At 53.0% G+C, this 21351-nt stretch carries 19 protein-coding genes, 2 tRNA genes and 1 pseudogene; 9 read left to right on the forward strand and 13 right to left on the reverse strand.

Annotation, left to right across the window (positions count from 1 at the left end; genetic code table 11):
* The first annotated feature begins 31 nt into the window (after positions 1 to 31).
* The 4 genes from ACZ51B_RS05510 to ACZ51B_RS05525 are packed head-to-tail and all read left to right on the forward strand — an operon-like array spanning position 32 to position 4392.
* Positions 32 to 1711 (forward strand): outer membrane protein assembly factor BamB family protein, encoded by a 1680-nt coding sequence (locus tag ACZ51B_RS05510; protein ID WP_464296234.1) that lies wholly within the window; start codon positions 32 to 34, stop codon positions 1709 to 1711.
* Complete coding sequence (dprA, locus tag ACZ51B_RS05515; RefSeq protein WP_464296235.1) at positions 1662 to 2750, forward strand: DNA-processing protein DprA; 1089 nt, start codon at positions 1662 to 1664, stop codon at positions 2748 to 2750. Before ACZ51B_RS05510 ends, dprA begins: the two co-directional genes overlap by 50 nt.
* Positions 2747 to 3802, forward strand: a complete 1056-nt coding sequence (nagA, locus tag ACZ51B_RS05520) for an N-acetylglucosamine-6-phosphate deacetylase (RefSeq protein WP_464296236.1) — start codon at positions 2747 to 2749, stop codon at positions 3800 to 3802. Before dprA ends, nagA begins: the two co-directional genes overlap by 4 nt.
* A gap of 14 nt (positions 3803 to 3816) precedes the next feature.
* The gene (locus ACZ51B_RS05525; protein ID WP_464296237.1) at positions 3817 to 4392 is read left to right on the forward strand and encodes a hypothetical protein; all 576 of its coding nucleotides are present in this window, start codon (positions 3817 to 3819) and stop codon (positions 4390 to 4392) included.
* On the opposite strand, the gene ACZ51B_RS05530 is transcribed toward ACZ51B_RS05525, so the two are convergent.
* Genes ACZ51B_RS05530 through ACZ51B_RS05555 form a run of 6 tightly spaced genes read right to left on the reverse strand, consistent with a single transcriptional unit; the run spans position 4379 to position 9364 of the window.
* On the reverse strand, positions 4379 to 5311 hold the full coding sequence (locus ACZ51B_RS05530; RefSeq protein WP_464296238.1) for an L-threonylcarbamoyladenylate synthase: 933 nt from the start codon (positions 5309 to 5311) through the stop codon (positions 4379 to 4381). The genes ACZ51B_RS05525 and ACZ51B_RS05530 overlap by 14 nt on opposite strands.
* Positions 5308 to 6108, reverse strand: a complete 801-nt coding sequence (locus tag ACZ51B_RS05535; RefSeq protein WP_464296239.1) for a shikimate dehydrogenase family protein — start codon at positions 6106 to 6108, stop codon at positions 5308 to 5310. Before ACZ51B_RS05535 ends, ACZ51B_RS05530 begins: the two co-directional genes overlap by 4 nt.
* Positions 6105 to 7181, reverse strand: a complete 1077-nt coding sequence (locus tag ACZ51B_RS05540; protein ID WP_464296240.1) for a YqeG family HAD IIIA-type phosphatase — start codon at positions 7179 to 7181, stop codon at positions 6105 to 6107. The genes ACZ51B_RS05535 and ACZ51B_RS05540 overlap by 4 nt, the downstream gene beginning before the upstream one ends.
* Entirely contained in the window at positions 7178 to 8206 is a 1029-nt protein-coding gene (gene mltG, locus ACZ51B_RS05545) for an endolytic transglycosylase MltG (protein ID WP_464296241.1), read from the reverse strand. Before mltG ends, ACZ51B_RS05540 begins: the two co-directional genes overlap by 4 nt.
* Positions 8190 to 8603 carry a Holliday junction resolvase RuvX gene (gene ruvX, locus ACZ51B_RS05550; protein ID WP_464296242.1) on the reverse strand — a complete coding sequence of 138 codons (414 nt, stop codon included), beginning with the start codon at positions 8601 to 8603 and terminating at the stop codon, positions 8190 to 8192. The genes mltG and ruvX overlap by 17 nt, the downstream gene beginning before the upstream one ends.
* Positions 8600 to 9364 carry an inositol monophosphatase family protein gene (locus ACZ51B_RS05555; RefSeq protein WP_464296243.1) on the reverse strand — a complete coding sequence of 255 codons (765 nt, stop codon included), beginning with the start codon at positions 9362 to 9364 and terminating at the stop codon, positions 8600 to 8602. Before ACZ51B_RS05555 ends, ruvX begins: the two co-directional genes overlap by 4 nt.
* 72 nt (positions 9365 to 9436) lie before the next feature.
* Here ACZ51B_RS05555 and ACZ51B_RS05560 point away from each other — a divergent pair.
* Positions 9437 to 9512: transfer RNA gene (locus ACZ51B_RS05560), tRNA-Ala, on the forward strand.
* A gap of 70 nt (positions 9513 to 9582) precedes the next feature.
* Here ACZ51B_RS05560 and ACZ51B_RS05565 read toward each other — a convergent pair.
* The 3 genes and pseudogenes from ACZ51B_RS05565 to ACZ51B_RS05575 all read right to left on the reverse strand — a co-directional run bounded on the left by ACZ51B_RS05565 (position 9583) and on the right by ACZ51B_RS05575 (position 11466).
* Positions 9583 to 10098 carry a hypothetical protein gene (locus ACZ51B_RS05565; RefSeq protein WP_464297214.1) on the reverse strand — a complete coding sequence of 172 codons (516 nt, stop codon included), beginning with the start codon at positions 10096 to 10098 and terminating at the stop codon, positions 9583 to 9585.
* A gap of 99 nt (positions 10099 to 10197) precedes the next feature.
* Positions 10198 to 10488 (reverse strand): annotated as a pseudogene (locus tag ACZ51B_RS05570) (helix-turn-helix transcriptional regulator); the annotation flags it as partial.
* A gap of 249 nt (positions 10489 to 10737) precedes the next feature.
* Positions 10738 to 11466, reverse strand: a complete 729-nt coding sequence (locus ACZ51B_RS05575; protein ID WP_464296244.1) for an SDR family NAD(P)-dependent oxidoreductase — start codon at positions 11464 to 11466, stop codon at positions 10738 to 10740.
* Positions 11467 to 11853: 387 nt separating this feature from the next.
* Between ACZ51B_RS05575 and ACZ51B_RS05580 the strand changes: the two genes are divergently transcribed.
* From ACZ51B_RS05580 to ACZ51B_RS05595, 4 genes are all read left to right on the forward strand, one after another.
* The gene (locus tag ACZ51B_RS05580) at positions 11854 to 13518 is read left to right on the forward strand and encodes a DNA polymerase ligase N-terminal domain-containing protein (protein ID WP_464296245.1); all 1665 of its coding nucleotides are present in this window, start codon (positions 11854 to 11856) and stop codon (positions 13516 to 13518) included.
* Complete coding sequence (gene dnaE / locus ACZ51B_RS05585) at positions 13499 to 16939, forward strand: DNA polymerase III subunit alpha (protein WP_464296246.1); 3441 nt, start codon at positions 13499 to 13501, stop codon at positions 16937 to 16939. The genes ACZ51B_RS05580 and dnaE overlap by 20 nt, the downstream gene beginning before the upstream one ends.
* Positions 16940 to 17134: 195 nt before the next feature.
* Positions 17135 to 17281 (forward strand): hypothetical protein, encoded by a 147-nt coding sequence (locus ACZ51B_RS05590; RefSeq protein WP_464296247.1) that lies wholly within the window; start codon positions 17135 to 17137, stop codon positions 17279 to 17281.
* Between the two features lie 277 nt (positions 17282 to 17558).
* A tRNA-Ala gene (locus ACZ51B_RS05595) sits at positions 17559 to 17629 on the forward strand.
* Positions 17630 to 18314: 685 nt separating this feature from the next.
* On the opposite strand, the gene ACZ51B_RS05600 is transcribed toward ACZ51B_RS05595, so the two are convergent.
* The 4 genes from ACZ51B_RS05600 to ACZ51B_RS05615 are packed head-to-tail and all read right to left on the reverse strand — an operon-like array spanning position 18315 to position 21058.
* Positions 18315 to 18818 carry a DUF488 family protein gene (locus ACZ51B_RS05600; RefSeq protein ID WP_464296248.1) on the reverse strand — a complete coding sequence of 168 codons (504 nt, stop codon included), beginning with the start codon at positions 18816 to 18818 and terminating at the stop codon, positions 18315 to 18317.
* Positions 18805 to 19371, reverse strand: a complete 567-nt coding sequence (locus ACZ51B_RS05605) for a DUF488 domain-containing protein (RefSeq protein WP_464296249.1) — start codon at positions 19369 to 19371, stop codon at positions 18805 to 18807. Before ACZ51B_RS05605 ends, ACZ51B_RS05600 begins: the two co-directional genes overlap by 14 nt.
* Complete coding sequence (locus ACZ51B_RS05610) at positions 19368 to 20567, reverse strand: hypothetical protein (RefSeq protein ID WP_464296250.1); 1200 nt, start codon at positions 20565 to 20567, stop codon at positions 19368 to 19370. The genes ACZ51B_RS05605 and ACZ51B_RS05610 overlap by 4 nt, the downstream gene beginning before the upstream one ends.
* On the reverse strand, positions 20564 to 21058 hold the full coding sequence (locus ACZ51B_RS05615) for a DUF4365 domain-containing protein (RefSeq protein ID WP_464296251.1): 495 nt from the start codon (positions 21056 to 21058) through the stop codon (positions 20564 to 20566). The genes ACZ51B_RS05610 and ACZ51B_RS05615 overlap by 4 nt, the downstream gene beginning before the upstream one ends.
* Between the last annotated feature and the right edge of the window lie 293 nt (positions 21059 to 21351).

The raw sequence follows: 21351 nt of genomic DNA on the forward strand, positions 1-21351 counted from the left end.
GCCCCTGCCTCCGAGGACAGAAGCAAAGAAGATGCGAACGATCCGCACCCTAACCGTCGCAGTCGCAGCACTTTCGCTTGCGGCAGTGGCTGCAGCACAATTTGATGGACCAGCTCCGCTCGCGTGGCGTTGGCAATCCACCACCAACGGCGTACCTAGCGGCGCTCCGCTCTACGACGCGACCAGCAATACGGTTTATTCAGCCGTTGGTGGACGTGTTTTTGCGATTGACAAGGATACAGGCAATACCAAATGGCGATTCCCTGCAGTTGATCCAATCGACGGCACCTTCCGCCACGCCCCAATTCTTGCAAACGGCTCGCTGCTAGTGGTCGGCGACAACAAAATTGTATACGCCATTGATCCCAAGTCGGGTCAATCGAAGTGGAGTGCGACCCTACCAGGCAGCCCCATTGGGAACGCAGTCACTACGGAGCAATATCTCGTTACCGCACAGAGCGATAACAAGCTCGTAGCAGTTGACCTCACAGATGGGCACCTCGCGTGGAACTCCCCTTACAACGTTTTTGATGGCTTCCAAGGCCAGATTTCGGCTTACCGAAATGACGTTCTTTACTTTGATGGCAAGAACCAACTTGTCAGCCTGAACACGGTTACCCTGAAGTCAACCTGGCGACAGAGACTCAGTCAGGTCCAGCCGGGCGCGGTGCCTGTGGTCTATCACGACACAGTCTTCGTTAACTCAGGCGTCTTCCTCATCGCTCTGAACGCATCTTTTGGCAACCCCACCTGGCAGCGAGCCACCCAGATGCCGCTCGCCCTATCACCAACGGTGTCCACCGATGGCGTATTTGTAGTTTCTACAGACGGCAAGGCGATGATGTATGACCTTGATGCTGGCCAACCTCTCCCAGCATTTAAGAAGCCGCTGGACCTAGGATCACTTGCCGCAGTCCAGCCGAGCGTTGTGGGAACAAAGATTCTTGTGCCGACAACCAAGGGAGCACTCGAGCTAATCGATCCCAAGAGTGGACAGATGCTTTGGAGCTTCATCGTAAGGCCAGTTGGCGGATCGATTGAAGCTGAGTCAAGTTCTTCTACCGGTTCATTCGGAACTGGAAAGGGTGCTGGATTTGGAGGCCAAGGTGGCCCAGGCGGTAAGGGCGGACCAGGTCGTGGAAACCAAAATCGCACAAACGCGACCACGGAGAAGATCTATTCGCTCCAGGCATCCGGTTCCGGAACGCTCGCAGGCAACACCCTCTTAGTACCTGCACAGGATGGAAGCATCCTTGCATTCGACAAGGAGCTTGGAGTTGACCTTACTCCGCCTAGCGTCAAAATGGTGTTCCCTAATCCTGGCGAACAGGTTTCTCCGGCACAGCCTCTTCAGTTGATGTTCAAAATTGAGGATGATGCGTCTGGAATCGACGAATCGACTCTCAAAGCTGACATCGATGGTCAGCCATATGAGATCAAGCTCGCTAAAGACGGATACGGAACAATCACTTTCTCCAGTAGCAGTAAGACCAACAAGCCTCTATCCGATGGCAAACGCGTCATCACCATTACGGTGAGCGACTGGATGGGTAACCAGTCCAAGATGTCGTACACGCTGCTGATTGACAGCGCTCTGAGACCTGTCTCACTCCCTGGTACCGAAACAGACACGAACAACGGCGGTTTCGGCGGCAAGGGTCGTGGTGGACTGGGTGGAGGTCCTGGCGGAAAGGGTGGCGGCGACCGATAACCCGATCCTGGATGCGCGATTCTGGCAACTTCTATTAGCTGCGGAACTGCATCCGAACAAGAGCCGAGCCCTCATTGAGGGACTCGGCTCTTCTGTTTCTGATCCACTGCAATTTATTGCAGATCACCCCAGCCTGACTGCTGAAGAGCGGAAACGGCTTCAGACGGTCAATTGGCCCGCTCTGAAGCAAGTCCAAGATCGCGGAGTCCAACTCTTACTCCAGGACGAGTTCCCTGAGATTCTGTTTGAAACCACTCCTCCGGCAGCCCTGTTCGTCGACGGGGATGCTTCTTGCCTGCATGAGCCAACGGTTGGCATTGTAGGAACGCGTCACGCATCGACCTACGGCAAAGCGTGTGCTCAGAAATTTGGCGAGGCGCTCGCCCGAGCTGGCGTTACCGTAGTGAGCGGAGGCGCGCTTGGGATTGACGCAGCGGCCCACAAAGGAGCCCTCGCTGCTGGTGGTAAAACAGCGGCTGTGCTGGCTGGAGGGATCGATAACATCTACCCGCCCATGCACTCGGGCCTGTTTCAGCAGATCCGCGGACAGGGTTGCTTAGTAAGCCAGTTTGCGGCAGGAAGCAAACCCCGAGACTATAAGTTCCTGACCCGCAACGGCCTCATAGCCGGCCTAAGCCAAGCCCTCGTGGTGATTGAGGCACCTATGAAATCGGGTGCCCTGAAGACTGCGCTTACGATGGCAGAGCTAGGAAGGGAGGTGTTTGTTATTCCCGCGAACGTGGACAATCACAACTTCAAGGGCTCGTTCAATCTGCTTCGAGATGGAGCCACTCTTGTTTACCACCCGAACCACGTACTCGAATCCATGGGCATTGAACCCGTCCAGCCTTCAAACTTGAGCGAAGCCTCGTCTATGGGAGAACAGATATTAAATGTCCTTTCAACTACTTCACTTCCCACCGAGATGATTGTAGAGAAAACTGGCCTTGAAACAAGTGATGTTCTCTCGGAATTGACGATGTTAGAGTTGGATGGGAGGGTTTTTCGTGACGGAAACGGGTATGCCCTTAGGATATGAGTTCACAAGTCTACGATCTGCTAGGACCTGAGGGTTTTGGAGCTTACGAAGTCGATTGGAAGAAAGGTCCAAGTTTCCGACGTGTAAGTCAGCCTCCGAAGTCCTTGCTGGTCCCCGGTTTCGTAGATATCCATATTCATGGAGCCTTCGGAATCGACTTCATGAGCGCAAGCAAAGACGAGATGTCGACGCTTTGCTATAAGCTGGAAGCAGAGGGTTATGAGGCATTCTTGCCGACAACCATCACGGCAGATTTTGCTTCCGTCAAAAAAGCGCTTGCCAATCTGCCCGACAACAATATGATTCAGGGCTTCCATTTGGAAGGTCCCTTTATCAGTCCAAATTATCCCGGCGCGCAACCCAAGGAATTTATTCTCAATCCACCCCAGACCGCATCCGAATGGGATGAGGTGTTTAATGATCCGCGTCTGAGGGTCATCACCATGGCCCCGGAGCTTCCCGGTTCTCTGGAGCTCATCAGTCGACTTCTCCAACAAGGCGTCATTGTGAGCATGGGGCACACGAATGCCACGTACGATGAAGCTAGACGGGGCTATGAGTTCGGTGCCAAGCACACGACTCACACCTTCAACGCCATGCGCCCTCTTCATCACCGCGAGGCTGGCACCGTGGGTTATGCTTTGGCAAACGAGGATCTCGACTGTGAGCTCATCTACGATCGACTCCACGTAGTGCCCGAGGCAGCGCGGCTATTACTGAAGTGCAAGGGGAATGATCACATCATCGCTGTCAGCGATAGCAGCATGGCTTCTGGAATGCCGTCTGGAATCGATATTGAGATGTGGGGGCACAAGTGCCACGTTGGCAAGGGTGACGTCCGACTGGAGGACGGAACTCTTGCCGGGAGTGCGATCACGTTGCTACAAGCCTTCCGCAATCTGCATGAGGATTTCGGTCCAGAGCTTGCCATCTTGGCCTGCTCTGTGAACCCACGTAGAGCCCTCAAGATGACATACATGCCTCGGTTGTGGCTGGAGTTTGATAAGAACCTTGAGCTTATCGGGCGCAAGATCATGGGCAAGGACTACTGAGGAATACAGGTGGGGTGATGAGGAGCTATGGCGAAATCGATATCCTTAACCCCGATCTCCTTGGCGTGCTGTTAGACTGGTCGATCAAAAACATACCTCCAGATGCGAAACAGCCCACCGAGCGGCAACGGCGACTCAACACACTATTCGCTCTTTCGACTTGCAAGGGTGTTATGACTTGGGAAGAAATACCTTCTGAGTTAACAGAAGTTTTCGTTAGGGCTTCCACAGTTCTCGATCAGTCAGCGAGCATTCAAGAGATGGACGAGGTGGAAAGGCTCCGAGCAGATTGCGAACGACGCTCTCTTGATGACTTGGAAATGTGCTTACTCTCAGTCTTTATCACACTAAGAACAAAGCTTGACTGGGTGGTCAAAAGATGTCTTGAACTCTCACTTGAAACTGAGCATTCCCGCACCTTAAGAACATCTTTCTTCGCCTGCGTTTTGCTCACTGACGAGATGCAAGTGAGTCCATCAATCAAAGCAGAACTTGAGGAAACACTCAAGACTGGTGCGATCTTATTGGAGCGACATACAGCTCTAAAGCACTTCTTGAAAAGCAGGCAGCAGCACTCTAAAGCGGAGTAGACGCCTTACCCAGACGGTCCCACACCGCGTCCCAAGCCGATCCCTTAGGTGGCTCTTGAACCAGCAGTTGCGGGACTCCAAGCGCATCGAGCGTATGCAGTGCGGCATACATCCCGACAGCATATTGCTGAGGATCTCTCGGCAACTGAATCTGCTGAGGATTGAGCGGAGACTCTAAGGTCAGACCCGCATCCGCAGGTCCGAGCTTTTCAACCAATCTGAGCATCGTCTTTGGTGCGTAGTGGCGGGCATACATGCCTGGTGAGCTCTTCTTGGTATCGCTAGCTGTCCTAATTTCGATTGAACGACCGAGCAAGTCCTCAATGTCCGCTTGAGAGATCACACCTGGCCTCAACACAATCGGCGTGTTGGAGGTGCAGTCGACCACTGTGGACTCTAGTCCCACCAGGCAGGGACCGCCATCCAAAATACAGGCGAGACGCCCGGCTAGCTCTGGGGCAATGTGCTCAGCATGCGTAGGCGAGAGTGCCATAAACATGTTCGCACTGGGGGCAGCAAGCGGACGGTCGAGCAACGAGATCAGACGAAGTGCCACCGGGTGGGCGGGCATTCGGACGGCAACCGTATCCAATCCTGCCGTTACGCTGTCGGGGATGTGACTCTTTTTAGGCAGAACCAACGTGATAGGACCGGGCCAGAAAGAGCCGATAAGCATCTGCGCTACCGGCGTAACTTCTTCGACGATCTCTGTCAGTTGGGCAAAGTTTGCCACATGAACAATGAGAGGATTATCCGAAGGTCTTCCCTTCGCTTGATACACTTTCCGAATCGCTTCGGCGTTCTGTGCATCTGCGGCAAGACCGTACACGGTCTCGGTTGGCATCCCAACAAGTTCGCCACGGGAAAGGGCATCAGCTGCGAATTGAATGTTCTCGGGAGTTGGCTTCAGAATGCTCATCGCAACGCCGCCATCATCGCTTCACGGGGCGCGTCGATACCAAGCCAATACTCAAACGCGAGCGCTCCCTGGGCAACCAGCAGCGGCAAGCCGTCCACAGTTTGAAGGCCATGTGCCGCAGCGGTCACCATGAACCGTGTAGGCTCTTTAGAATACATAAGGTCGCAGGCAACGCCACTAGCCTCGACACTCTCCCACAACACGGGAAGATCTTGTTGATGAAGAGAAGCCGAGGTGGTGTTGACGATCAACGAGCAGCCAGATGGATCGGCTTCCGCAGACACTTCACAGCCCGCCAAAGCAGCAAGCTCGACAGCTTTCTGATGAGTTCTATTCCACAGCCGAACATCCCAGCCGTCTTCGACCATCGCCGTGACGATGGCACGTGAAGAACCTCCTGCCCCCAAAACTAGCGCTCTCTTATCCGCCAAGGCAAACGGTCTAAGAGTTTCAAGAAAGCCAGGAGCGTCTGTATTAATACAGCTCTTTGTTTGCAGGTTCAGTGTGTTTGCTGCACGGACTCGTGTTGCAAACGGATCAACTTCTACTGCCCACGAAAGCACTTCCTCTTTGTGGGGAACCGTCACATTAACGCCCTTATAGCCCATTATCGCGAGGCGGTCGAGAGCTTGAGGCACCTCTCCTGCGACCACGTGAATCGCACGATAACGGTAAGACAAACCAAGTGCCGCGTACGCCGCAGCGTGCATCTTCGGCGAGAGCGAGTGCGAAACGGGGTCACCAATAACAGCGAAATCACCCTCGGGAGCGGTCTGCCATTCGAAGACTTCGTTCATGCATTCTTCGCCCTAAATGCAAAGTACCGCTGCCCCAGGAAATTCCAAACCGCCACAATTCCGGCCGAAAAGACCTTGGCGGCTAAAATCCCATGGAGGGCGTTGTAGAACACGCCGAATAGCCCACTGTTCAAGAATGCACCAAAAATCGAGATGAGATAGAACCGCAAGACTTGAGCAGCTTTTCGGTCCTTGCCGCGCGCTTCGAAGGTCCATGCTCGGTTCCAGATAAAGCTATTGAACATGGCCACGAAGGACGCGAGTCCTCCGAGAATGGGGGCAGCAGCCTTATCCGGTGCATCGGCAAAGGCAAACACACTAGGATAACTAGTTTGAAGGTGTTTCCCTAAAGCCATACCAAGCGGTTCTCCCCCCACGTGAATTCCCTTCATCAGCAGAACAGTCAGCAGGGCATCGATCACAAATGAGGTGCCACCCACGATAACGAATCGCGAGATCTGCTTGACGATAGTCAATTCCGACGTTGTAGGATGCTCGGGGTCGATCAGCGGGCGGTTTTCCGGCACAACCAAAGCCTTGTAGATGGGACCTTTCAGAAGACCCTCCACAAACCTGTTGATCCTGGTACCCGAGAACTCCTTACCGTCCATCTTCCTCACCCAGATCGCATCGATACCTGACCGGTTCGCACCTAAGACGTCCGTCATCAGTTGATCGCCGATCATGATGGCGTCTTCAGGTCTGCATTTGAACTTGATGAGTGCCAAGCGGAACATAGCTCGACTTGGCTTAAAAGTCCCCCGCACAGTCTCGACACCTAATTTGTCTTTCAGTCGGTGAAGCCGCTCAACCTTTTTGGTGTTGCTGATGATGCAGATATCAAAGCCAAGATCCTTCGCTTTCTGGACCCAAGCAATGGTTTCAGGAGAGATGTGCTCGCTTCGCCACTCGACCAAAGTGTGGTCAACATCCAGCAAGAGAAGCCTTTTGCCACGACCATAAAGGTGATCGAGGTTAACATCCAGCAGGCTCTCAGTCGCGTGTGCAGGCGCAAATGGGTGCCACACCTGGGACAGCTTCGCCTTATCGATATCGCCACTACGCCAACTCATAGCCCACCTTTCGCAGCCTTTTCCGCTCGAAGGGCAGCGATGGCTGCTTTGCGCTTGGCAACGTTCTTTTTATGCTCATCAAAAGTCTTGGCAAACAAACTCACACCGCCGGGCAGGGCCACATAGTAAAGGTACTCGTGCTGTGCAGGGTGAAGTGCGGCATCGATGCTTTTTGCGGAGGGATTACAGATAGGAGTGGGGGGCAGTCCTCTGTGTAAGTAGAGGTTGTAGGGGCTCTTGATGCTGGAATACTCCTTGAGGGCGAGCGGTCGCCATTTCTGAATGCCGTAATTGATCGCTGCATCGATCTGGAGCGGCATGTTCTTCTTCAGTCGATTCTCAATGACCCCGGCCACCATCGCTCGCTCGTTGTCATATTTCACTTCAAGCTCCACCAGGGACCCGATAATGACGGCACGCTGGAGATCTTTCGGTTGATCCAGACCTAGCCAAACACGCTTCTCAAAATTCTTGAGCTGCTTCTCGATCACTTGCTTGGCACCGAGTAGCGGTGGAAAGTCGTACGTGTCGCCATAGAGATAGCCCTCCAAGGTGTCCTTCGGAAGGGGAAAGCTCACGGTCTTTTGAAACTCCTCGGGCTTGGTCACCAGGGCGAGATAGTCTTCGCTGCTACTCACCTCTTTCTTCTCCAGGAGGCTTCCGTTTCGGCGCGCCCAGTTCATCTCTGGCAACCGAACCATCTGCTTAATAGGCTCCCGTAGAGCTTTGAGCACCTCCGCTGCGCTCATCCCAGGCTTGAGCCGGTAAGTGCCAGTTGCGACCTCTCGCATTCGAGCGGTATAGGTCGCGTACTTATTCAGCCAATTGGCATCGCGAACCACACCTTTCTCTTGAAGCTCTTGTAGAGTCTTCGCAAGGTCTTGCCTCTCGAACCGAACATACAACGGCTGACCAGCAGGCATAGGTGCGAGGCGGGAGTTGACATAGAACCACCCAGATCCGAGGCACGCGGCAGTGACGAGCACAGCTATCCTTTGGGGTGTCTTTTTAGATCGCTTGCTCATGCAGATATCTTTCCAAAATCACGCTGGCGGCCTCGCCGTCGCGTAGCTTCTTTCGCTGACTGGCCTTCAAATCGAATTCACGAAGCGCGTTTTCCGCCTGGACGCTACTCATCGATTCATCAACCAACATAACAACGTGTCCCAACTCTTGTAAGTGCCCCGCGAGGGTTCGGCAGATGCGGGCCATTCGGCCTTCCACTCCGTCCTCTTCCACTGGTAGACCTAAGACGATTTGGGCAGCCTCTTCGCGCTTGGCAAATTGGCTGATCGCTTCGGCGTCTCGCTTAAGAGTTCCGGAAGCTTCCATGGCGTTGCGGGGCGTGATGACATGCGGCTCGGTTTCGGCGACAGCAAGGCCGATGCGCTTAAAGCCGAAGTCGACGCCGAGCAGTCTCATCCGCGATACGCCTCAAGGATCTCATCGTGTATCCAACCGTTGCTGCTGATGGCCTCTAGGTCGTTATCCTGATGCAGCACTTCCCCGCCACTGAAGTTAGTGAATTTGCCGCCTGCCTCGGGGATGATTATTCCAAAGGGGCTAAGGTCCCAGCGGGAAACGATGGGATCAATCATCGCATCGACCCGACCAGTAGCCACCAACATGTGGCCATAGGCGTCGCTCCAGGTGCGGGTTGCCATGGCGATGTCCACCAGTTTAGTGAAACCATCCCAACGACCGTAGTTGATCATCGACCGATGTCCGCCGCAGCAGATCACTCCGCCAGTCACTTCTCTCTTCTCACTCACCCGCGCAGGTCGGCCATTGAAGAAAGCACCCTCACCTTTCTCGGCATAGATCACCTCGCCAAGAGCAGGGAAATACGCCACTCCGAGCACCGGTTTGAAGTCAACTTCATAGCTGATGAGCGTGGAATAGAGAGGAACGCCGGACACAAAAGACTTCGTGCCATCAATAGGATCCACCACCCACCGTGTGGGGACATTGCTCTCTCCACCCTCTTCCTCGCCCAGCACCTGGTCGCCTGGGAAGGACTTTTGAATCAGCTCGCGGATCAATCTCTCGGCGCCTTTGTCGGCCACTGTCACCGGCGTGTCGTCGCCTTTATGCTCCACGGCAACGCCGGTTTGGAAGTGCGCAAGGGTCAATTTTCCGGCCTTGGTGGCGGCATCAAGGGCAAACGCGAGCCTGGGAGACATATGTTTTTAGTGTACCGGCTGCTCCCCCCTTGCGCAGCTTGGAAAAGACTGCGGTATAATCTTTGGGTCAGCGGGGGTTTAGCTCAGTTGGGAGAGCATCTGCTTTGCAAGCAGAGGGTCAGGGGTTCGAGTCCCCTAACCTCCACCAAAGATATACAACGGTGCTACATCCGTAATAGCGCCGCAACGCTGACCTCAACTTACTAGTTGCCTGCTCTCTAATTCCCGAGGGATTTTCTTAGTAATTCATCCGTGTCTATCGGATCTGTCACACGATAGCTGGTGATACCGTGCCTTTGGAGAGCTTCCGAGATGGATATCCTCCTGTAAGATGCAGTTGTTAGCGAATGTGCAATAACACCTGCGTAGCTGAAAACCTGCGGGGGCTCGCAACCCGAATCAACAAATGTTAGGTCATAGGATTGGTCACGTTCCACCGACTTAATGATCGCGAGAAATCCATCTCTGTTAGCGCGGTTCGCTTCCCGCATCTCCTCGATAGTCGTTGGTTCGTAGTTTGTCTTCTGGCCGTTGATTGTTTCCATCCAAGGTGCCGCGAAGGCACTTGCCCGGGCAAGCGACTGCCTCAAAGTGATGCTGGGCTCCATCCAAGGGTAGGTTTCATAGCCAGGTAGGGTTTGGTCAAGCGCACCCTCAGGCAGTTGTTCGCAAGCCTCAAGGAAGCGATTCATTTCTCTGAAGTGGTGCTCTGTCATGAGCTCAGTAGTGTTCATTCTTTGTATTCCTTTGCCAGATGAGTTTGCAGATTCAGAATAATGGATTCTTTCGAGAAGATCGATTCTGTGCTCCCGGGGTGACAACTCACGAAACTCTCGTGGGGACACTCCAAAGGCATTCCGGAATGCCCTTGAAAATCCTTCTAAAGATTCGTATCCTGCGTCAAACGCTAGTTCTGTCACAGGGGTCGCCGTTCGGGTCAACCTGTAAGCAGCTCGTTCTAGAAGTAGCCTGCGGCGAACTCCCATGGGCGGCTCGCCAAGCTGTTTTCGAGCCATTCGATCGAACTGTGATCGACTGTAGCTGACCCTATCCGCCAAAACATTGGCATTGAGGGAAGAATCTAGCTCTCCCAGAAGATCATTGTATTCATCTCTTTTACTCATCGGCAGTCACATCATGCGACAGAGCTTCCGGTTAAGACTTGATGCTTTTCATCATACATGCGATCAGAGAATCGTCTGCTAAATATTGGTTGCACAGGGATGTTCGACGCACATTCTGGCTAAACAGCGGCACGCTTTACGATCGCCTAACGCGTTCTGTAACCTCTGCCAAAGATGCGGCCTCACGAGAGGCGTTTTTAATTTACGAGCTTTACATACAGCTCTTACCGCCTGGCAAACCTTTTCAGTCTAACCATGGACGCCAGCTAAGTTCCGGATATGGTCGTTGGCAAAATACTGTGCGCCACCCTCTTCTATAGCCTGAACAATTAATCCGGCCACGAACTCAGGCGTGTCACCATCTGCGTAGCTGCTTGCAGGACCGTCGCCAGCAGAGCGGACCAAACGGTTCTTGCCGAAATTAGTCGCCGTTATGCCGGGATACACCTCGCCTACCACGATACCGTCCTGTTCAAGCTCACCCCGAGCCGTTAACGTGAATCCCATGAGTGCCCTCTTAGATGCGGAATACACACTATAGGATGGGACTGTCATGAAGGCAGTACCAGAATTCACATTGACAATCGAACCGCTACGCTGCTCACGCATGATCGGGATGACGGCCTGCATGGCGACAATCGGACCAAAAACGTTCAAATGGAATATCTCGTCAAATGCAGACGGATCTATCTTCTCAAGCGTCGAGCCATAGCTTCTGCCGGCATTGTTAATTAGTCCATCGATGCGTCCGTAATGCTTATGAACCGACGCAATCGCGCCCCGAAGAGCTTCGAAGTCGGTCATATCCACCGTTAAGGCCAAACTGCCTGGCAACTCGGCGGCGAGTACATTCAAAGCCTCGGTGCTCCGAGCAAGAAGCGCCACCTTCCCACCTTTGGCTGCCAAAGCTCTCGCAGTAGCCTCACCAATTACCATAGAGGCTCCGGTCACTACAAATACTTTTTCTTCAACTTGCATGCGTGAGGCCTTCTACTCTGATTGGGGCAGGTTAGTGAGCAGATCTGCAACCTCCCCATATGTTAGAAGGATCAAGATTTTGATGTTCACAAGGCCGTTTTCGTTTTAGTGAGCCAATTCAGCCAAATTAGCATCAAATCGAAGACTTCGAGCTTTCCATCCACCCACGAAGAGTTTGAGAGCATTACTACTGATTCTCCTCAGAATTAGCGTTTTTGCGCTGTTGACACCAGCTTAAAAATCCGCATGACCTCAAAAAGGCTGTAGGCTCCGGCGGGGCCAAGCCTATCGCCACTTCCTAGGTCACACATCCATTTAAGTATATTCACGTCTACTGCAAAATGGATTGATCGCAAATAATAGTAGACATTATGATACTATTTTGACATGCTGCCCTTGCCTACTCAGTTGCTTACTCCAGAATTCGCGCCCGACACGCAGATGGGTCTTGGGCCTGAAGAAGGCCCCAACCTCCGCTATGTGGTCAAACTCCACCACACAACCAGCCTGCATTACGACCTACGTTTTGAGATCTACGGGAGACTCTTTTCGCTGGCCATTTCCCATGAAGAATGCACTTGGACGGCTTCGGTGGCAGTTCGAAAAGCGAACGATCACGATCTCAAGTACATCCTTGAAGAGGGACACATTCCGGCGGGACACAATGGTGCTGGACCAACTCTCGTATGGGACCACGGCATCTATCGCTCCGCACTCGGAACCCACGAAGACGTTTACCGACAGCTTCAGCAGGGCAATCTCGAAATCGAGATGCAAGGAATTCGACTAAACGGTCGATTCCGCATCTGCCGCACTCATAAGGACTGGACGATCACGCGTCTATCGGGCGTGCCACCCGAGAAGCACTCACGTTCCGTTCTGACGGGACGATGTCTCAGTGAAATCGGCGATCCTCAACCCCGCTCATCGCAGCCATTCCTGCTTTGGTTGGAATGGGAGCATTTCTACGTCGACCCGATCCTTGCTCCTCAGGTAGTGGTCGATAAGGGTTACGTGGTTGACCTCAATTTTGCGGCGAAGACAAAGGGGATTGCAGTGGGTATGCGGCTGCACCACGTTCTGCCTTTAGTTCCCAATTGCCATGTCAAGAACTTTGCCCCAAGCACGAGCAAGTGGATGGATTGCCTCGTCCGATACTCCGACGTCATCCAACCATTGAGTCCTCATTGCGCTGCGGTAGACCTCAGCGCTCACCCTCAGCCAGCCGACATCGCTGCGCGAATGATTACAAAACTCACGGCGCATCCGTGCGGATATCTCCGTTACGGGGTCGGACCCGCTGTATGGATCGCCCAATTGGCAGCTCAGACTAAGAACCCATTCGGCTATCAGCATCAAACTGCTGCTGAACTGTCGCACCTCCCCATTGAATACCTTCTGGCAGTCGATCAGCAAGAGCGCGAGCGTATGAGGGCACTCGGTATCGAAACGATTGGTGCCATCAGCAGGGTGGACCCGGTAACGCTGAGGAGTCAGTTCGGCGACCGCACCCACACTATGATCATGGCCGCCGAGGGCAAAACCCGCGATAAGGTAGTGCCTAGCTACCCACCGCGCTCAGCTTCTCAATCGTGGTATTTCGAGTCGCCCGTCAGCGACACCGAGACACTTGATCGTATTGTCCAGAAACTTACGAAGCTACTCGCTGCCAAGATCGCTGGATACCAAGTGGGAGCCATCCAGCTGATCGCCGAACAGGAGGATGGGGGCGAAAAGAAGCGCGCGCGTGTCTACAAGCGAGCAATTCACAACTCTGAGCAGATCCTGGCCTCGCTTCGCTACCTGTTGCAAGAGCTCGTGCAAGACAGTGCGGAGGTGGTCCGTCTTACGGCGCGACTTGATCGCTTGGAACCTATCCAAACATCTCAGCAGAACCTGTACGCTGCAACGAATCATGTGCGCTTGGACGTGGCGATTAACTCGTTGAAAGCCTCCATGGGCGCGCAATCGGTTATCCTCGGCAGCCAAGTGGTTATTCCTCGGCGCGAGCAAGTCCTGAAGGCGTGGCGAAATGCAACCGGATGGAACTGAAACCCTCACACGATGGCGCGAAGCGGGGGAATGGTGGAAGGGGGAATCCGACCGCGAGATCCACTGCTTCATCGACACCGATGGTATTCGCCGCAGGACAATCGAGAGTTTTTCACAAGCCTCGGAGGGATCGTCTAGCAAGGTACGGGTTCGCAACATTCGCGATGAGAAGGTCAACCTCGCCGCTGGCCACTTCACTCCATCTCACTACGGCTCACCTCGATCAGCTGATGCGACCGGCGTCCTCTTTCATGCGATGAGCGCCTACTCTCTGGGTGGGACCATGCTGGCTACTGAGTTACCTGCGCTTGCCGCCGAAAAGGGTTACCGCGCGGTTTGCCTGGCTGACCGCTTTTCCCTTTCTGGTGCGCGAGAGTTTTGCGGTACCGCGCATGAGGTTGGCGTTCAGCCAATACTGGGCGTGACGGTGGAGCTTGCTTGCGGTGGCGACATTGTCTTGATCGCACAAAACCCGCAAGGCTATCGCTCTCTTTCTCGATTAGTGACGGATTGCCACTTAGAAGAACCTCGCCACTACCCGCTCGCGACGCTATCAAGGCTAGAAAGACACACCGAAGGCGTCCTCTGCATCACCGGAGGAAGTAATGGACCGCTGGATCATGCTCTCATGCGAAGAGATTTCGCCAGGGCTGAACGCATGTTGAACGACCTGATGAAGCTTTATGGCAAGGACCGAATTTTTATTCAGATCGAGCGCAGCTATCTGCCATGGCAGCCGAGCGTCGAGCCTTACCTTCGCCAGCTAGCCGAAAAGGAGAAGGTTCGGCACATCTCCGGGGGGCCAATTGTCATGGCAGCCCCCGAGCACTACCCAGCCCACGATGTACTCGTTTGCGTCGACACTCTCTGCCTCATCGAAGAGATTGAAGGGCGAAAGCCTTCGCGCGACGCAACACAACTCCAAACACCGCAATTCCCCCGACGATCTTTCAATCGTGAGCGCTACTTACGCACATCGGAGGAATACGCTCAACTTTATGCTGACCTTCCAACCCCAGAGATTGTCGCCGATATGTGCGAAAGCAACGTCCTGCCGGGAAGATCCGAACTGCCGGTGTTCTGCAGTGACGAAGACACAGCTCTTCGGCAGATCGTCGAACAAGGCGCATGGCATCGCTATGGTTGCCCTAACCGTGCTCAAAGAGCACGACTAGAAAGGGAGCTGACACAGATCGCGAGACTGGGCTGGTCTAGGCATTTTCTCATCGCTTGGGAGATGTGCCAGTGGGCAGAAGGGGAACAAATCCTCTACAGCGGGCGCGGTTCGGTGGTGGATTCGATGGTCGCATACTGCCTGGGCATCTCGCGCATCGACGCGTTCGCATTCAAACTCCACTTCGATCGGTTCCTTCCCCCTGATGGAAGCAAACGCCCCGACATCGATATTGACTTTGAGGCAGCTCGTCGGGAAGACGTTCGGCAGCATCTGGTGAAGCGCTATGGCGACGCAAACGTGGCGACCGTCGCCGCAATCGGCACCTATCGCACACGCGGCATCTTGCGCGAAGTGGGCAAGGTGATGGGGATTCCGGAAGAACACATCTCCTTCCTCGCTAAGCGAATTCATGGCGGGGTTTCGCCCGAAAGACTGTTAAGCGCACTCGACAGCCGCCCCGAGCTACGCGAAAGTCAGATTCCACGCGAGAAATACCATTGGGTCTTTACGTTCATGGAGCGCCTGGCCGACCTGCCGCGTAACCTCCGCGCGCACTCTTCGGGTGTCATCGTCTCTCAAACCCCGATTGCCGACTTTGTGCCGGTCCAGTATTCGGGTGCCGACGGCGTAAAGATCATCCAATGGGATAAGCGTAGCGCAAAACACTCATTTGATAAGTTCGACGTCCTCTGCCTACGAGGAAACGACGTGCTTGGGGGAACCATGCGAGGGGTGGAGAACCTCGATGTCCGCAGTATCCCGTTGGACGACGAGGAGACGTTCCGAGCGATGCGCTCGGGCCAACTCATTGGCATTCCTCAGTCGGCCTCGCCCGCCATGAGGCAGGCGCACGTGCGTATTGGAACCCAGAATTTGAAGGATGCAAGCATCGTTCAGGCCGGAATCCGACCCGGTGTGGGAGGTGCGGTCAAGCTGAACGAGTACATAGCCCGCCGCAAAGGGAAACCATTCCAGTACATCCACCCGGATCTGGAAAAGATCCTCGGCGCTACCCTGGGCATCGTCGTCTTTCAGGAACAGATTGACCAGTTGCTTAGCAAATTCGCAGGCTATACCGGCGACGAAGCTGAGGAGATTCGCGAGGCTGTTCAGAAGCACCACGACCGTTACCGCCCTGGCACCGCTTGCGAGGGAATCGTTCAACGAATCATTGCTAAGGGTTATTCCCCACATGTCGCGCAAGAGGTTTATGAACTGATCGCCGGGTTTAAGGGGTATGGCTTCGCCGAGGGACACGCGCTTTCGTTCGCCGAGATATCCATTCGCTCCATCTATTGCCAGCAGAACTATCCCGCGCCCTATTTTGCCGCACTCCTTGACGCCCAACCAGCAGGCTATTACGGCCCCGCAACGATCGCCAACGAAGCTCGCTCTCGTGGTATTCAGATCCTTCCGCCCGATGTGAATCGCAGCGAGGAAGGTTTTCATGTGGAAGACGTTAAGTCAACACAAGACCCCAAGCTAGTCATGCCCGCGGGAGGCATTCGCGTGCCGCTCAAGCAGATCTCGGGCATCACTTCCTCAACTCTAGAGAGGTCGCTCGAACGACGCCCTTTCCGCTCCTTCTTCGATTACGTCTTTCGCGTCAAACCGGAAAAGGATGAACTAGAGAATCTGATTCACGCCGGGGCGTTCGATGGCCTTACTCCTCATCGCCGAGCGTTGCTTTGGGTGGTGAACCAAGCCCTTGGCCATGCGCGGACCAACGATTCGGAGAGTTGCCTTCCCTTGGAGTTTGAAGATCCTCCCCTTCCGCTAGACTTGACCGACTTCCGCAAGGCGGAGAAGGCGATCGCAGAACGACGGCTTATGGGACTCGATATCGAGCACCACCTGATGAGGTTTGAGCGTGAGCGCGTTGCTTCTCGCGGAGGAATCACCGCCGCCGAAGCCTCCTGTCTCTCCCATTCCGACCCGGTGTTCGTCGTAGGCAACCCCATTCGCCTGCGTTTCCCACCCACCCAAAGCGGTAAACGGGTTATGTTCTTTGACCTCGAAGACGAGACTGGGTTGCTCAATGTGACCTGCTTCGACGACGTCTACCAGCAAGATGGACACAAGGTCATCTGCCACCCATTCGTCACGGTCCGAGGCGTCGCCCAAAACCGCGACGGCCATATCTCCTACATCGCGCAACGTATCTACGCCTATGAACCACTCCTTGAAGACGTGAAATCCACAATAGACTTGCCGATCAAAATCGGAGATTTCCTCATGTCATAGGTCGAGATGGTCTTCGTACGATTTGTTCTTGTTTTCCCCTAACAGGTTAAGCCCTTATATAATTGATCCGACTTTTTGCCCATTGGAGCTTTCATGCCGGACTTGTTGGGTTTCGCCCACTATGAACATGGGGTGATCACCATGAAGGGACAACGTCATTTGTGTGAATGAGATTCGCTAAGAAGATCACTCGCCATGGCAGCCCAGGAATTCGCCGACACCGGCTATCCGTCGCTCTTAGTAATCAATCGAGACGGCCACATAGCCTCCCGCATGATCATGAGCGAAGAAGACAATCTGGCCCAAGTCAAAGCCCGCATCGCCTGGGCGAGGGCTCACTAGTCTGGGCTCCCTCCTTACATCAGCTCAGTACTTGCTTGAGAAACCGTAGCCCTCGTAAAAATCAAACTATGATCGAGTTCCAGAAACTGGGGTGTGTTCGACCTGCACCAAGGCTTTTGAAGGAGATTGTCTTTGGACGGTCCTTTTGTTTTTATAGAATGGATCAGAATAATGACGCCGGACCTTGGCCGGACTCCCGCATTTTATCCGATGTCATGAGCATTCGTACCTTCGGAAATTTTGATCAGCTCTGAAGAGGAATATGCTTTGCGTCAGCGAGGGTTTAGCTCAGTTGGGAGAGCATCTACTTGCAATCAGATATAAGGAGTTCGCGTCCCTTAACCTCCACAAAGATTCGATTCTCTCACCATCTAGGGTTTCGAGTTATACGTGGTTTCCGTAAGGACCTGACACTTTCACCAAGAGCCATTAACAGGTGGCAACCACCATCCCGATAGCTGCAAATAGCATCCAAGTTCGTGGTCTTCAGGTGCCCACCATCTCGCGAGAGACAGACGGACCAGCGAACCAGTCGGGATTCTCTCGATAATTGCCTGTGATCCCACGTACCGAACCTCAAATCGTCCGAGAGCAAAATAATCCTTATCCCATTTGGAGACATGTGGAAGGTCACTGGAGGTAACCCAGAATTGTGTCGAAAACGAAGGAACATTAGCACGAAGCACGGCGGCACTGTTTTGCTGGACTCTTTTAAGGCAATCTTGGAACAATGGTGTCCCGCCCCTCCTAGCAACTTTGGTATGTTCGACAATGTCTCTTGGCAAGTCACCGTCATACACGCCATGGTATTCGAAGCTTGTTAACCTGAAGTCCTCGCTGTGAGGAAGAGTCATTTCGTTGGGCCTAGATCCCTGAATCTCGAACACATCACCAACCTCAACATCAGAATCATCAGGCCAGGAATGTGCTGTTCCAACGGGCAGTAAGCGTAGTGAAGACCAATCCCTTAGACGTAACGCTCCTATGCACCATTGCCCGCGAGACATTCTCGTTTTGCCAACCACAACTACCTTCATAATTCTCCTAATGGTGTGATGTCGGAACTGAGAGTTCCAATAGTTTCTGTAATGTGGGCTGAGACGAGAGAGCGGTGGCAAGAGGAAGGAGATCGCTCAACGCAAAACAGTACGATGTGAGAGTTCGCGGGAAATTCATCCCAAAAGGAGCGAATGTCGAATCCATTCAAGTTCTCCTCTTCATATTTGGCGATGAAAGCAGGTGACAGTGCTTCTCGGGATCGTTTGGAGTTCTGATTTAAGATGTCCGCATCCTTTTGAGCTTGCCGCGCTGCAACGGAGGGGGCAAGGTCGATCCGATGGCGGTAGTCGATTCCCATCTCTCGCAGAGTTTGTTGAAGTCGACCTGAGTTCGCATACGAATATTGAGAACCTCGCATCCCACGACGGCGCCGAATATCTACGAAGTGTGTCACTCCATTTACTGTCAGAGCCTTAAAAAAAGATCCTTCTGACGTCCCATACACACCGATAGTGCTCACTCGTTTACTCATTTCCATTCTTCCTGTATGCTTTACGCGACGAAGACGCTTCGTCGAACAGTTTCATTTGTCCCATGTCAATACGAGACATTACAGTGGCTTGATCAGCCAGGCGATCCCGCTCGTCTATGTGGAGGACAGCAACGTTCGAGTTCAATAGCGCTTGCCCTATAAGCTTCGAACGGTGACATTGCTCAGGCCTTAACTCGCTACACATTAAACAAAGAAGGCGTCCGCTAGCTGAAGATCCCCGAAGTAGTTGTGCCACCCCCCTTTGGAAGAACTCCTTGCTTGCAACCTTTGCATAAACAACTCTTCCGTCCTCATCGTAGCAATCTGGGTCGTCCGGACGCCCACCAAGAAGGTCCCCTATGAAGACGTATTTGATTCGAGATAGTTTTAGTAAGGCTTCCAATTCGACACGGTTGTACATTTCGTGGAACTTACTATAAGGAGCCGTACGAACGTCTACGAGATGGGTCACCCCCTGAGCCTTCAACGTTGCAACAAATTCATCAATTTTGCGGCCCGAGTAACCTATTGTCAGAATCCTTATGGAGTCAGTATTCATCGGGGTAATGGCTCCTCGTAGAACGGAAGCGGTGGTTCATCACTGTATAGCCGGAAATTACGCGGTGATTTGAGAGAGTATTGTCTACCATCACGCACGAGTTGCCCTTCGCAAAGGACAACGTAGTATTTCACATGAGCATCTGCAGCAAGTTGGTATTCAGTTTCACTGAGTTGAACACGAATCTTGCGCAAATGGTTTCCGACTCTAGCTCTGACTGTTATTATGTGTGGGGCGGTTTGGTCCTCAGCCTCAAGTCCAACGACCATTCCCTCGAGCTCAAAGTTGTCGTCAGGTTCTCGTTCACGTAAGATATTACTGGCCTCTTTTAGAGTTGCCGACTCGCTACGAAGAAAACGTATCTTAGACTGAAGGTCCGGGTCAGGCAGCCGCGTAGGTGACCAACCCACTTCAACGTCAGTCTCTATAGCACCAGTTTGCTCCGTTAAAGCGACTATGGAGTCGAGCAAATTAGCACTTACACCACTTTGAACAGCTTCAACGAATGGCCTACTACTATGTGTTGCAGCCGACTCCGCGATAGCATCCTTTGTCGCCTTCAGGGCTCTGACTAATGTCTCCGTCACCTTGCGCTCAAATGGCGTATCAGCTATAGGTTCTTCAACGTCCATATCCAAACCTAATTGCTCTGACGCCTTAAACAAGCTTGGAGGAATCCTCGTCCTCATCGTAACTACGTAGCTCCCATGCTCCGTCTGACCAAGTCTTGTTTCACGAAGAAACTCATCAACCTTGTTCGGCCTATTGCCACGATATGCAGGACGTGGCTCATCGGTTGCCAGAGCTGCAGCAATAAGCATACAGAAGGAAGCTTCAAAAAGTGCGGTACCCGATTCGAGTGGAATAGTCCCATCAGCATAGGAATCATTAGCCGCTCTAACTCTAATCACGTCTGTTCCAATCGCTTGGATATTGCGTAGAATATCCAACTGCGACGACCCAGTAGTCTCCGCCACAATTTCAACAATACGTCCAATTGCTTGGGAATAGTCTGCCAACTCAGTATCAAGTGGCACGACAGCTTCGGTCTCTACTCCGTCAACAGAAATTCGTAGCACGGACCGAAAGCCTGGTTCTGTGGAGACAACATGCCAGCCATTGAAGGTCAGGTAAGAAAGCACATCATGAAATGCAATTGAACTCAAAACTTGCTCATCCAAGATCGCAACTCTCATGGTCTTCCTCCGTCCGAAATAGTAGTCATAAGTCTACTTAAAACATCCGGCGTTAAGATGTTCTTGCGCGGAATTTTAATCGTAACGTTGGTAGTGTTCGTGGATGTTTTTTGGCCCCATAGGCTGACCCAATACGCACAGCGGTAGATATGTGTTTTGAACTCCCCTTGTTTTAGCCAGTCAGCAGGTAACTCGGGAATCACCATGACTACTAAGATTCGGGGAACTAGCGTCTTCTTTCTAAGGTCGTTATAGTTCTTAAGCTTGAGTGGAAAGGCAATTTCAGTGTCATTAAGAAGATCGCGAGAGGTCGCCTTCAATTGAATGTTCAACTCAGGAGCATGAAGCCTCTTCCCCTTCATTGTTGATACGACTGTGACATCAACGCTGTCATCGTCAACCTTTACATCCTTCAATGAGCAACCAGCAGCTGATGCAATGGCGAGTACGTATGCCGCGCTTAGTTGCTCCTTTTGCTGGTCAACGGTCAAGTTCAACCTCTTTTGGCAAGTCAGCGGTGCTCAAGTAGCTATCAGCGCATCGACTTCGCGCATTGACGTTTCCACGTTTCTTTTGGCCAATGTTGCCAGGCCTGTTTCTGACGGTGGTCAAAACGGTCTCCCCAAAGCCAGGGCTTGCCGCCAGTTTATAATCGCTGCACGGTCTCTGGTCATTCACCGTATTCTGACCTATGTTTAGCATTATCTTTGTGATTGAAATAGATTGAGGCCACTGCTAGGCTTATACAGCCACAAGTCACTTATGAGCGAGGAATCAGGCAACA

The organism is Fimbriimonas sp. LA-C6 (genome assembly GCF_055398105.1).